This window comes from Maricaulis sp. (assembly GCF_030149235.1).
In the GTDB taxonomy this organism is placed as follows: Bacteria; Pseudomonadota; Alphaproteobacteria; order Caulobacterales; family Maricaulaceae; genus Maricaulis.
The window spans coordinates 1-13081 of the sequence record NZ_JASBRW010000059.1 but is presented as its reverse complement, the minus strand read 5'-3'; the positions used below and the strand labels follow the sequence as shown (position 1 = coordinate 13081).

11 protein-coding genes are annotated in these 13081 nt (G+C 61.7%); 9 read left to right on the top strand and 2 right to left on the bottom strand.

Annotated features, from left to right (window positions below):
• The first annotated feature begins 6 nt into the window (after positions 1–6).
• From Q1V51_RS08745 to Q1V51_RS08725, 5 genes are all read left to right on the top strand, one after another.
• On the top strand, positions 7–651 hold the full coding sequence (locus Q1V51_RS08745; protein WP_300555437.1) for an exopolysaccharide biosynthesis protein: 645 nt from the start codon (positions 7–9) through the stop codon (positions 649–651).
• An 83-nt stretch (positions 652–734) separates the two neighbouring features.
• Positions 735–1652, top strand: a complete 918-nt coding sequence (locus tag Q1V51_RS08740; protein WP_300555435.1) for a hypothetical protein — start codon at positions 735–737, stop codon at positions 1650–1652.
• A gap of 16 nt (positions 1653–1668) precedes the next feature.
• A complete protein-coding gene (locus tag Q1V51_RS08735; RefSeq protein WP_300555433.1) occupies positions 1669–1851 on the top strand; it encodes a hypothetical protein in 183 nt (60 codons plus the stop codon).
• 45 nt (positions 1852–1896) lie between these two features.
• Complete coding sequence (locus tag Q1V51_RS08730; protein ID WP_300555431.1) at positions 1897–2535, top strand: hypothetical protein; 639 nt, start codon at positions 1897–1899, stop codon at positions 2533–2535.
• A gap of 10 nt (positions 2536–2545) precedes the next feature.
• Positions 2546–3439, top strand: coding sequence for a hypothetical protein (locus Q1V51_RS08725; protein WP_300555429.1), 894 nt, complete (start codon positions 2546–2548; stop codon positions 3437–3439).
• Between the two features lie 7 nt (positions 3440–3446).
• Here Q1V51_RS08725 and uvrA read toward each other — a convergent pair whose 3' ends face one another.
• Entirely contained in the window at positions 3447–6326 is a 2880-nt protein-coding gene (uvrA, locus tag Q1V51_RS08720) for an excinuclease ABC subunit UvrA (protein ID WP_366522728.1), read from the bottom strand.
• Between the two features lie 150 nt (positions 6327–6476).
• Complete coding sequence (locus Q1V51_RS08715; protein ID WP_300555425.1) at positions 6477–6950, bottom strand: GNAT family N-acetyltransferase; 474 nt, start codon at positions 6948–6950, stop codon at positions 6477–6479.
• 168 nt (positions 6951–7118) lie between these two features.
• On the opposite strand from Q1V51_RS08715, the gene Q1V51_RS08710 reads away from it, so the two are divergent.
• From Q1V51_RS08710 to Q1V51_RS08695, 4 genes are all read left to right on the top strand, one after another.
• Entirely contained in the window at positions 7119–7973 is an 855-nt protein-coding gene (locus tag Q1V51_RS08710; protein WP_300555423.1) for a sulfotransferase, read from the top strand.
• Positions 7973–9400, top strand: coding sequence for a sulfotransferase family protein (locus Q1V51_RS08705; RefSeq protein WP_300555421.1), 1428 nt, complete (start codon positions 7973–7975; stop codon positions 9398–9400). The genes Q1V51_RS08710 and Q1V51_RS08705 overlap by 1 nt, the downstream gene beginning before the upstream one ends.
• A gap of 3 nt (positions 9401–9403) precedes the next feature.
• Positions 9404–11215 carry an ABC transporter ATP-binding protein gene (locus Q1V51_RS08700; RefSeq protein ID WP_300555419.1) on the top strand — a complete coding sequence of 604 codons (1812 nt, stop codon included), beginning with the start codon at positions 9404–9406 and terminating at the stop codon, positions 11213–11215.
• Positions 11216–11338: 123 nt separating this feature from the next.
• Positions 11339–13081, top strand: a 1743-nt coding sequence (locus Q1V51_RS08695; RefSeq protein ID WP_300555417.1) for a prolyl oligopeptidase family serine peptidase, incomplete at its 3' end; no start/stop codon positions are given.

The following is a 13081-nucleotide window of genomic DNA, read 5'->3' as shown; positions in this document are numbered from 1 at the left end:
CCGTTCTTGGCAGGAAGTGAGCAGCAATCCGGCGATGGTGCGGGCCTTCACAGTGAGGCCGAGATCGGCAAGGGCCGTCCCGCCCGGCTCGAAACCCTGTTTGATGATTTGTCGGGAGAAGAGGGCGATGAGGCCCTGTGCGTCGGTGATATTCTCAACGCCCTGGCGCACCGCTCCTACGGGCCGCTCCTGCTCTTGCCGGCGCTAATCTCTGTCCTGCCCATCATCGGCGCCATCCCCGGCGTCACCTGGACGATGTCAGCGCTGACCCTGCTGATCTCGCTGCAATTCCTTTTTAACCGGCAATCACTCTGGCTGCCCAGCGGGGTGAAGCAGATCACGGTGCCGCGCGGCCTTTTCGAGCGCTCTCTGGAATGGAGCCGGCCCTGGCTGAAGCGGCTCGACAGCTTCATTCACCCGCGTCTGAACCTGATGATGGGCCCGCCCTGGCCGTTTCTGGTGGCGATCCTGTGCGTGCTACTGTCGCTGGCCATGTTCGTCGCGTCTGTCGTGCCCGGAGGCGTGGTCATCCCGGCTTTCGGCGTGATCTTCCTCGCCATCGGCCTGACGACGCATGACGGTCTGATCCTGCTCACCGGTATCGCCGCCTCCGCCGCCGCCTTCTGGGGCGTGGCCGAACTGGTCTTCTGAACAAATCCACATCTGGTTTCCTCACAACATTGCACGCGGGGCGTGTGTGGTGTCAGATGCGCAGGGCAAGGGTTGGGGGAATCATGTCGACGCGTTTCAATCTTGGTGATGCGGTGTTTTTCATGCCGCGTCTGATGATCAGGCGGCCACTGGCAGGGTTATGGGTCGCGTTATGGGCAATCGCCCCATTCGTCGCCATACCCCTCCTTGTCGTGATTACGTCAGATAATTTCGCGATTTCCGGTTCTACCGAAGCGGTGAACATCGGAGAACCCTCTGTCGGCGTCATTATTGCGCTCGTCGCGGGTCTCCTCATCTCTTCCACCATGGCCTATACGGCCTGGCTCCGTTTCCTGGTACGTGACGAGGTCGGCGGTCTCATCCCACTCCGGCTTGCGGGCGATGAATGGCGCCTGTTCGTGACCGTGCTGGTCTTCATGCTCTTGTACTTTCTGCTCGCCATTGCCTTCCTCATTCCGATCGGCCTCGCGGCGGCTGGCTTGTCGGCGTTTTCTTCGCCATCGGACTCCGGCGTGGGCATGATGGGGGTTGTTCTCTTTGTTCCGCTTTTCCTGTGTTTCTACGCGTGGATCGTGGTGCGTCTCCTTCCAATGCTAGCGCTGAGCATTCAGACCCGGCGTATCGTGGGTGTTAGCGTGTGGGCGGTCACAAAGGGGGTGTTCTGGCCAATGCTTGGGGCGATCGTCGTCGCCTATTGCCTCACATTCGTGTTCCAGTTCGTCCTCATGATCCCGATGGCGATTATTGGAGCTCTGTCCGCCGCCGCGGTCGATGCGGACGGTAGCTTGGCCGGCATGTCGCTGATTTCGGTTGTAGCGACTGGAGTCGCCATAGCTGTGATGGTGGTGGTCTTCTCCATGATGATGGCGATGATCCTCGGGCCGACAGCCTACGCCGTGCGGCGCCATGCCGGCACACTTCCGGAAGACATGGTGGAGCAATCCGGCGGCGCTGCTGTCAGCGCTGAAGCGGAAAATTGAGTTCGGAGAACAACACATGACCAACCGCATAAGCTTCATGGAAATGCTGACCTATGGGTTCAGAACCCTGTTCTGGCGCCCGGTGCACTCCGTCGTTTTCATAGCCGTCTTCGGCCTGATCATGATCGGCTATTACACCTGGGCGCAATCGCCGGGCGGGATGGCGTTCTTCATGGATTATGCGGAAGCGTCGCTCTGACTGTCGACGGGAGCCATTGGTCCCTATTTCGCCGCGCTCGGGCAGATGTTGCTGGTTGGCCTGGTGTTCGGCGCGGTCCATTATGCCAGTGGTTATCGCGTCCTGGTCCGGGAGGATGCCAAGCCTTTCCTGCCGATCCAGCTGGGACGCGATGAGCTGAATTTCCTTCTGCTCTTCCTGGTCGTGGGCCTGATTTTAATCGGTATTGGCTTAGTCGGGGTCATCATTGGCGGCATTGCCGGGGTGGCGCTGGCGCTGGCCCTGTCGGGGGGCGACCCGGACGGTGCGGTCTATGCCGGATTTGTGACCGGCATTCTGGTCATTTTGCCTGTGTTGTATTTCGTGGGCCGGATCGCGGTCAGCTTCCCGCTCTCCATCAAGCAGCGCCGCTTCACCCTCGGCGGCTGGAAGGCCAGCAAGGGCATGGGCTGGTCGCTCTTCTTCGCTCATCTGGCGATCTATGTCGTGTTGATGCTCGTCCAGTTCGTCCTCGCCTATGACGTGATGATGGCCAGCTTCACCCTGGGCGCGGATCCGTCCGCCATTCCCGATGCCGAAGTGCTGGCCGCGCAAATGGCCAACCCGGTCGGCGACCTGATCTGGATCGCCGGCCCAGTTCAGTCGGTTCTGGCCTTGTTGATGATGGGACCGACGGCGGCGATTGCGGCGAAGGCCGAGGTTTGAGGGGGTAGACGTGAGCAAGACGCCTGCCGAGATCGATAGCGATTTCAACATTGTAAACGCGCTCGCTTTGTTCGCGCGTGCGGCCAAGCTTCGGCCGACCGCCTTCTGGACCCTGACGGCATGGACCTTCGGGTTAAACGCTCTGATTTATTGGGCAGGGGTGGGTATCGGGCCCGTTTCGGAGGATGGCGCTGGCGCCGCCTATTCTCTGGCTATGCTGATCGCCTGGCCGCTCGAGCTGGCTCTTTATTTCGCCTGGACGCGGCTCTTGCTGACCGGGCAGATACCAGCGGGCATCCCTTTCAGGATCGGGCCCATGGAAGTTTCAGGCTTGGTCGCCGGTTTACTCACGGCCGTGTTGTTTCTGATGGTCGGTGGCCCGTTAGTCGGCGCGGCGGTGGGGCTTGGTCTCTTGATACCTGGGGCTAATGCTGTCTTGTTTATCGTGATTGGCGTGCTGCTGATTGCGGCGCTTTATGCGTCGCTGCGGCTTGCCGCAGCGGTCAGCCTATCCATGCTAAGGCGAGCGAGTTCGATAAGGCAAACATGGAAACGCGGTGGGGGGCTGGTACTGCCGATTTTCCTCTCGGGCATCTTGCTTTGGCTGTTCGCCCTTGCCTGCTTCGTGCTCGCGGTGCTGGTCATCATGATCTTTGGGCTGGCGGAAGGATGGCGCTCGGTCACATTCGCGCCGTTGACGCTAGCAGATCCCTCACTCGCCATTAACGGCGCCCTGGTTGCGCTTATCGTCTTCCTGTTCGGATACCCAGCCCACCTTATGGGGCTCAGCATTCCCGCCTATGCCGCCATGGCTATGGCCGATGAGCCCGGCGAGTGGTGGGAGGAGATCCGGGCCGACGAAGCCGAAGATGAAGCCCGCGCGGAGGCGGAGTCAGAGCAATAATAGGGTTCTAGCTCGCCTTGACAGCGCGCTCCGCATCCCGCTCCAGCAGCGGTTTGAGATAGCGCCCGGTCCAGGAGCGCTGGACCTCGGCGACATCCTCCGGCGTGCCGACGGCGACGATCTCGCCGCCGCCATCGCCGCCTTCCGGGCCCAGATCGATGATCCAGTCGGCGGTCTTGATGACGTCGAGATTGTGCTCGATGACCACGACCGTATTACCGGCTTCGACCAGCTCGTGCAGGACTTCGAGAAGTTTGCGGACATCTTCGAAGTGCAGCCCGGTGGTCGGTTCGTCGAGAATGTAGAGCGTCTTGCCGGTGGCGCGCTTGGAGAGCTCCTTGGACAGCTTGACCCGCTGGGCTTCGCCACCCGAGAGCTGGGTCGCCGGCTGGCCGACTTTGACGTATCCCAGCCCGACGCGCTTGAGCGTTTCCATCTTGTCGCGCACGGATGGCACGGCCTTGAAGAAATCGGCAGCCTCTTCAACCGTCATATCGAGCACATCGGCGATGGACTTGCCCTTGAACTGGATCTCCAGCGTCTCGCGATTGAAGCGCTTGCCGTGGCAAACATCGCAGGGGACGTACACATCCGGCAGGAAGTGCATCTCAATCTTCACCACACCATCGCCCTGGCAGGCCTCGCAGCGGCCGCCCTTGACGTTGAAGGAGAAGCGGCCCGGCTTGTAGCCACGTGTCTTCGCTTCGGGAAGCTGGGCGAACCACTCCCGGATCGGGGTGAAGGCGCCGGTATAGGTGGCCGGGTTGGAACGCGGCGTGCGGCCGATCGGGCTCTGGTCGATATCGATGATCTTGTCGAGCTGGTCGAGCCCCTCGACCCTGTCATGCGGGCCGGGCACCTGTTGTGATTTCGACAGGCGCCGGGCGGCGGCCTTGTAGAAGGTTTCGATGGTCAGGGTCGACTTGCCGCCGCCGGACACGCCGGTGACGCAGGTCAGGACCTTGAGCGGGAAATGGGCGTCGACGGTTTTCAGGTTATTGCCGGTCGCGCCGATGACGCTGACCTGTTTCTTCTTGTCGATCTTGCGCCGCTTGGAGGGCAGCTCAATCTGCTTGGCGCCGGAAAGATACTGGCCGGTCAGGCTTTTCGGATTGGCCTGGATCTCGGCCGGGGTGCCGGCTGCCACGATTTCACCGCCATGCACACCGGCTGCCGGGCCGAGGTCGACGACGTAGTCCGCCGTCAAAATGGCCTCTTCGTCATGCTCGACAATGATCACCGTATTGCCCAGATCTCGCAGTCCCTGGAGGCTGTCGAGCAGGCGGGTATTGTCGCGCTGGTGCAGGCCGATGGAGGGTTCGTCGAGGACGTAGAGCACGCCGGTCAGGCCGGAGCCGATCTGGCTGGCGAGGCGGATGCGCTGGCTTTCGCCGCCCGACAGAGTGCCGGAGGCACGATCGAGGGTGAGATAGTCGAGGCCGACATCCACCAGGAATTTCAGCCGCTCACGGATCTCCTTGAGGATACGCTCGGCGATCTGCCGGTTCTTTGGCGACAACGTGTCCTCGACCTGGCCGAACCAGTCGCGCGCATTGCGAATGGAGAGCTCGGAGGCCTGGGAAATGTCGTGATCGTCGATCCTCACCGCCAGAGCTTCCGGCTTCAGACGCTTGCCGCCGCAGGTCTCGCATGGCTGGGAGGACTGGAAACGGGCCAGGTCCTCTCGTACCCAGCTGCTGTCGGTCTCGCGCCAGCGCCGTTCCAGATTGGGGACCACGCCTTCAAATGGTTTCTTGGTTTCGAACTTCCGCAGCCCGTCCTCATAGATGAAGGTGACGTCTTCCTTGGTGCCGAAGAGAATGATCTGCTTGAACTTTTCCGGCAGGTCGCGCCAGGGCTTGAACATGTCGCCGCCGAAATGCTCGGCTAGGGATTGCAGCGTCTGCTGATAGAGCTTCGAGGTCGCCCGGCTCCACGGTGCGATAGCGCCGTCATTCAAGGACTTGTCGCGGTCCGGCACGACCAGGTCCGGGTCGAACTTGAGCGACTGGCCAAGACCGTCACAGCTCGGGCAGGCACCGAACGGATTGTTGAAGGAGAACAGCCGCGGTTCGATTTCCGAAATGGTGAAGCCGGAGACCGGGCAGGCGAATTTCTCGGAAAAGACGATACGCTTGGGATTGCCGCGCTCGTCCTTTTGATCCGCGCTTTCAGCCACGGCGATACCATCGGCCAGGCGCAGGGCGGTTTCCAGACTGTCGGCGAGGCGGCTTTCCAGCCCTTCGGCGATCGCGATCCGGTCGACCACAACGTCAATGTCGTGCTTGAATTTCTTGTCCAGTTCGGGGGCGTCCTCGAGCAAGTAGAATTGCCCGTCCACCTTGACCCGCTGGAAGCCGGCCTTGAGCCATTCGGCAAACTCCTTGCGGTATTCGCCCTTGCGGCCGCGCACGACCGGCGCCAGCAGGTAAAAGCGCGAGCGCTGTTCCTGATCCATAAGCCGGTCGACCATCTGGCTGACTGTCTGGCTCTCGATCGGCAGCCCGGTCGCCGGTGAATAGGGTGTGCCGACACGTGCGAAGAGGAGGCGCATATAGTCGTAGATCTCGGTCACCGTGCCAACGGTGGAGCGCGGGTTCTTCGACGTCGTTTTCTGTTCGATCGAGATTGCCGGAGAAAGACCTTCAATGGAGTCCATGTCCGGCTTGGCCATCAGCTCCAGGAACTGGCGCGCATAGGCCGAGAGGCTCTCGACATAGCGACGCTGGCCTTCGGCATAAATGGTGTCAAACGCCAGCGAGGACTTGCCCGATCCGGAGAGGCCGGTGAATACGATCAGGCTGTCACGCGGCAGCTCGACCGAAACGTCTTTGAGATTGTGTTCGCGCGCACCCTGTACGCGGATCTTGTCGAGCGCCATGCGGATAGCCTGCCTTCATCCGGAATCGAGATCGCCGCTCGGAACAATGCGTGAACATTGTTGCCGTGTCCAGTTGCGGCGCGAGGGCGGAGATGTAGGGCTGAGCAGCGACCGCGTCCAGTGTGGATACTGACAGGGTGGTGTCGGGAGAGGGCGTCAGGCCGGCTTCATCCCCAGTTTGCGGTAAAAGCTGATAGCACCATGTGGATTGCTCGCCTCCACCTTGAGCTCGACCTGGCCCGCTCCGCGAGCTCGGAAGGTCTGAAAAATCTGCTGCATCAATGCAGTGCCCACGCCGCTATTGCGCCAATCCAAGGCCACAGCGATGTCTTTGATAAACGCCCCCGTCCAGCAATGGGCGAAGCCGATCAAAGCGTCATCGCTCGCGGCGCTCACCACAAAACAGAGCGCCGGATCATATTCCTCGTCGGCCACCAACCGCGGCCACCAGGCGTCGAATTCTTCAACCCTTCCACCGCCTTCACGATAGGCGGCGTTGAGCAAAAAGCGGGCAGGGCGGGCATGATGTGCTGGCTCGAACCGTACGAACCGGGTGCCCGCGGGAAGCGCAGCAGGAGTGGGACCCATTTGGTCGAGCTGATAACGCAGATGCAGGGAAGCCGGTGTCATGCGATCTGATAGCACGCACCCGGTTCAGGTTGGAGCAAACAACAACGTCTGCGTTTGAAAACATCACTCTAGATGCATTTTTGTTGCAATGCGGTGAATTTCGCGGTCCAAACCATATTCGAGGGATGCGGGAATCGCCGTGGGGGCGGGATTTCGGCAGGGACATGTATGACGATGACAACGCAGCCAGATGGCCTGAAAACCATAGGAGTCTGCGGGGCGGGCCATTCCGGTTCGACCCTGCTGGGCATGGTGCTCGGCTCGCATTCGAGCGCCTTCTACATGGGGGAAGGCGCCAAGGTCCGCTATCTCCACGACGAGACCAAGCCCTTGCGCAAGCGAGTCTGCAAAATTTGCGGCGAGGATTGCCCGATCTGGTCAAAATTCCAGTGGGATAAGAACCGGCCGCTGCATGCCCAGCTGGCCGAATTCACCGGCGCCGGAGTGATCGTCGACACCACCAAGGACGAGCGCTGGATCGAGGCCCGGGCGGAAGAGACGTGGGCAGCGGGCGGCACGCCCTACCTCATCTTCCTCACCCGCGATGGCCGAGCCGTGGTCAATTCGCGCATCCGCAAATATCCCGAGCGCGATCCGAGCGATCAGATCCGGCAATGGGTGGAGAAAATGTCGACTTCCCGTGAGCTTTTCGAAGCGTTCGAGGGGCCTAAGCGCGAATTGCGCTATGAGGACCTCGCCAGCGATACCGAAGCCACGGTCCGGGCGCTCTGCGAGTGGCTGGACCTCGATTTCGAGCCTGGAATGCTCGACTTTACTGCGATGCAGCAGCATGTGCTCGGTGGTAATAACGGGACGCAATACCTCGCCGCGAAGGCGGCGTTCGGCGATCCAGAGGCCGCTTTTGTCTCGCTTACGGAGCGGACCCGGTCCTATTACGGTGAGCATTCCGGTGGAATTGAGCTGGATTTGCGCTGGAAATCGGAACTGTCCGCGGAACACGCGGCCCTGTTCGACACGCTGGCCGGCGATATTAATGCCAAGATCAAATGGGAGGCAGCGTGATGGCCAAGATCGATCTCGTTTTCCGTCAGATTGACGAGCGCACGCGTGACGTGGCGCTGGAGCTGGCGATCGAGCATATCCGTCCGGATGCGACACATATCATCGATGATGTCCGGCCTTTCACCGAATGCGTCAACCAGATGCTTCGTATCGAGCATGACGCCGATTATGTCGTCTATGTGGATGCCGACTGCCTCATCTTGGAAGATGTCCGCGACTTTATCGAGCAGTGTGATGCGCCCTATGTCGACAGCTATGTCACCGACCGGTTCCGGGGCCGCCTGCATTGCGGGGTGCACATTACACGCGCTGACCTCGTCAGGGCGATGGCCGAGACGGAAGTACCGGAAAACGACATGAAATACGTGCTGCGGCCGGAATCCCGGCTGCGCAATCTGGCGATGAAGCCGCGCAAGATGTCGAAACAATTCCGCAATTTTGACATCCTGCACGATCACTTCCAGTCCTATCAGCACATCTTCATGAAATACGCCCTTCGCGAACTGCGCAGCCGCACCAAGATCCAGGCGCCGCGCCTGATCCGCTCGATGGAGAAGTGGGAGGTCGAGCCGGGCGTGATGTGTGATCTGACCATGGCCCGCCATGCGGTGGACTATGCCCGCCAGACCGTTCCAGCCGAGGCCAGCCCGGATGAAGTGCATGCCTTTATCGAGGCGCTGCCGGAACACGCGACATCGCAGATGCAGGCACTGGGGCTGGCGGAAAAGCCGGACTTTACCCGGGACGAGCTCGACGACTGGCTCAAGACCAATCGCTCCCGAGTGGATTATTCCAGCAAGGCCCGGCAGCAGAAGATCTTCGGCCTTGGCCTGTCACGCACGGGAACGCGCAGCCTGACGGCGGCGCTCCAGGTTCTGGGCTATGACTGCAGCCATTACCCCATCGACGAAGACACCTATACCGAGCTCTCCAACGCCCAGTACGACCTGACTTTGCTCAAGTATTATGATGGTCTGACGGATATCACGACGATCCCCTTCTACCATCATTTCGACAAGACCTATCCGGGCAGCAAATTCATCCTGACGGTTCGCGACAAGGAAAGCTGGCTCGGCTCCTGCGCGCGGCATTATTTCAATCGCCCGGCTTTCAAGGATGTCGAGGACCCTGATGAGGAAGTGCATCTGAAAATGCGCCAATTCCTGCGGGCCGCCGTCTATGGCTGCTATAATTTTGACCGCGAGCGGTTCTCCGCCGTCTATGACCGCCATGTCCGCGAAGTGATGGAGTATTTCAAGGACCGGCCGGATGACCTCCTGGTGATTGATATCGTTTCTGGAGAAGGCTTCGAAAAGCTCGCCGGCTTCCTGGATCGTCCGATCCCGACCGAACCCTTCCCGCACAAGGGTGCCGTGCTGTCGCGTAAAATGCTGGCTGAACAGGCCGCGGTCGGCGCTGTGGCCTAGGCCATGGCCGAGGCGGCGCCCGAGAGCGAGACGATCAGCCTACGTACAGGGCTGGGCTATGCCTGGCGTACGCTCAAACTGGCCTTTGTGGCCTCGCCGGGCCTGATCATCTGGGCCGGCGTGCTGACCCTCGCCGTCGCACTCCTGCCGGCGGCGGCGCTCTACATGTCCAAACTCGTCGTTGATGGCGTTGTCGCAGCGATTGAGAGCGGTGCGGTAGAGGACCGCAATCAGGCCCTGATCTGGGTCGGCGTCGAGACCTCTCTGCTGGCCTTGCTCCTGGCTTTGCGCCGTTTGCTCACCTTCGAGAAATCCCGGCTTCATGCCGAGATCGGTTTTGCCGCCAGCTCGGCGATCCTGGAGCGGGCCGAGGCCTTGTCGCTGGAAGAGATCGAGCGGGCCGACGTCCAGCAGCAATTGGTGATCACCAAACAGTTTGCCACCAGCCGGCCCTATAGCCTGATCAACCGGATTTTCGATGGCGGCCAGCAGGCCGTGACCCTGATTTCGGTGGCAGCCCTGTTATGGAGTTTCTCCCCCATCCTGCTCTTGTTCATGCTTGGCGGGGCGCTTCCCCTGTTTCTGGGCAATCTGCGCTTTTCCGATACCGCCTATAATTTCTACAAGGGCCGCACGCCGCAGGTCCGCGAGCGCAGCTACCTCGAGGGGCTGATTTCCGCCGAAGGCAATGCCAAGGAAAGGCTGCACTACCGCTTCGGCAAGACGATCATGGCGCGATACCAGGCCCTGTTCCGTGAGCTCTACCAGGATGATGTCGCGCTCAAGGGGCGCCAGGCGCTATGGGGTGCTGGGCTGGCGATTGTCAGCTCGGCGGTGTTCCTGGGTGCCAAGCTCTGGATCGTCTGGGTTACCATTGCCGGGACCATCACGCTGGGCCAGATGACGATGTTCGTCGGGCTGGTGAAGCAGGGCCAGGCCAATATCACCAATCTCCTGTCCGCCTTCAATGGCGTCGTCGATGACGTGCTCTACGTCTCCAACCTGTTCGCGCTGCTTGATCGTCCGGTCCAACCGGTGGGGCAGGGGGCAAGCGCGGGACCGGACCCCTCGGATGGTTTGCGCTTCGTGGATGTCAGCTTCACCTATCCTCTGTCCGAGCGTCCGGCGCTGGACCAGGTCAGCTTTCATCTGCCACCGGGCACTTCGCTAGGCATTGTCGGTATCAACGGCGCGGGCAAGTCGACCCTGGTCAAGCTGGCGCTGGGGCTCTACCGACCACAGGGTGGCCGGGTGATGCTGGACGGTCTCGATCTGGCCGACTGGGACCGCGATGCCCTGACCCGGCGCTTCGGTGTGCTGTTCCAGCCCTCGACCAATTTCAAGCTCACCGCCCGGGAAAACATCTCCGCCGGGATTGGCTTCTCCGAGCTAAGCGATGAGGCTGCAAGCCGGGCGGCCGAGAAGGGGCTGGCGACCGAGGTGATCGCGGCCCTTCCGCAGGGGCTTGAGACGCGCCTGTCCAAACGCTTCCTCGACGGATTCGAGCTGTCCGGTGGACAGTGGAAGCGCCTCGGCCTGGCGCGTGCCTACGCCAATGAAGCCGCGGATATGCTGATCCTCGACGAGCCGACGGCCGCCCTTGATGTCAAAGCCGAGGCCGCGCTTATGGCACAGCCGCGCGAGGGCAAGAGCCTGATCCTCATCTCCCACCGCCTGTCCAATCTGCGTCCGGCCGACCAGATCCTGGTGCTTGAGGCGGGGCGTCTGGTCGAGGCCGGGCGCCATGATGCGCTCATCGCGGCGGGCGGTGCCTATGCCGAGATGTTCGCCCTCCAGGCCGAGGCTTACCGCTAGAGCGAATTCCCCAGCAAATTTGACGCTTTCGCCGCAGCCGGTTTTGCTCGACGTGTGACCTGCCGGTCCTATAGGGTGCGCGCGCCTACAAGAACATGACATGCCCAACAGGGGAGTTTTCACATGTATCGTACGATTTTGCGCGGCGCTGCGGGGCTTGCCGCCCTAGCCGCTCTGAGCGCGCCGGGCCTGGCCCAGGACGCCTTGACGCTGGAAGACCTGTTCGAGATCCGCCAGGTCGGCGCCATTGCCCTGTCACCCGATGGCGATGATGTCGCCTTCACCGTATCGGTTCCGCGCAATGTCGTGGTCGGTGAGGCCGATGGCAGCGGCGATGTCGAGCTCTACATCGCGACCGGCGCCGGTGAGGCCCGTCCCTACATCACCGGTGAAGGCCGGGTCTGGGGTGTGGAATGGGCGCCCAGTGGCGATGCGGTCCACTTCCTGACCCGCCGTGACGGTGATAGCGGCACGACGCTCTACGCCATTCCGGTCGATGGTGGGGAAGCGACCCGTGTCTTCAGCCATGCCAGCTCGATCCAGTCCTATGCCCTGGCGCCGGACGGCGAGACGCTGTTCTTCATCGCCCGCGAGGCAGAGGACCCGTTCCAGCGCCAGCTGCGTGAACGCGGCTTCCGCGCCAATGTGTATGAAGAAAACGGCGTCTTTTCCTATCTCTGGTCGGTGAACCTGGCCGACGAAGGCGCCGAGCCGGTCAAACATGAGCTGCCGGGCCATGCCTCTTCCATGGTGATGAGCGAAGACGGTTCGCGTCTCGCGGTGGCGCTGGCGCCGACGACGCTGGTTGATGACAGCCTGATGGAGCGCGACTGGCATATCGTCGACGCGGCCACGGGTGAGGTCATTTCCGCCATTGAAAGCCCGGCCAAGATCGGGGGCGGGGCTTTCTCGCCGGACAATTCGCGCTTTGCCTATCTGGCCGGTGCCGATCGCGCCGATCCGACGGCGGGCACGCTGCATGTGGCCGACACCGCGACGGGTGAGTTCACCCAGATCGCGCGCGATGCCGAGCAGCACATCTCCCAGATCGCCTGGCGCGATCGCGACAGCATTATCGCCCTGACCTCTGTTGGGACCGGGACGGCCCTGGTCGATTACAACGTCAATGGCCGCGAGGAGCGTCGCTCCAGCCATGAGGGCATGGTCATCTCCTCGATGGATTATGACCGGGATGACCGCGAACTCGCCGTGACGGCCCATGCGGCTAATCACCCGCGCGAGCTCTTTGTCGCCAGCGGCCGCTCGCTGGAGCGCTGGACCGACCACAACCCGCAGCTGGCCGATATCGCCTGGGGTGACCAGTCCGTCTTCGAATACACCGCCCGTGATGGCGAGCGTATCGAAGGCGTGCTGGTCACGCCGCAGGGCGAGGCGCCGGAGGGCGGCTGGCCGATGATCATGACCGTGCATGGCGGCCCGGAAGCCCATGACAGCAATGGCTGGGTCAATGGCTATTCGCGCCTCGGCCATATCGGGGCCGGTGAGGGCTTCGCCGTTTTCTACCCCAACTACCGGGGCTCGACGGGCCGCGGTGAGCGCTTCGCCAAGCTCGACCATCTTGATGCGCCGGGCGAAGAGTTCTGGGATCTGGTTGATGGCATCACAGCCCTGTCGGACGCGGGCATTGTTGATAGCGATCGCGTCGGTATCACCGGGGGCTCCTATGGCGGCTTTGCCTCGTCCTGGGGCGCAACCATTGCCTCTGAGCACTTCGCGGCTTCTGCGCCTTTCGTTGCCCTGACCGAGCTGATCAGCTTCTACGGCACGACGGAAATCCCGATCGAGATGGTCGATGTCCACTTCATGGAAGCGCCGTGGGAGAACTGGATTTCCTATCTGGAAAAC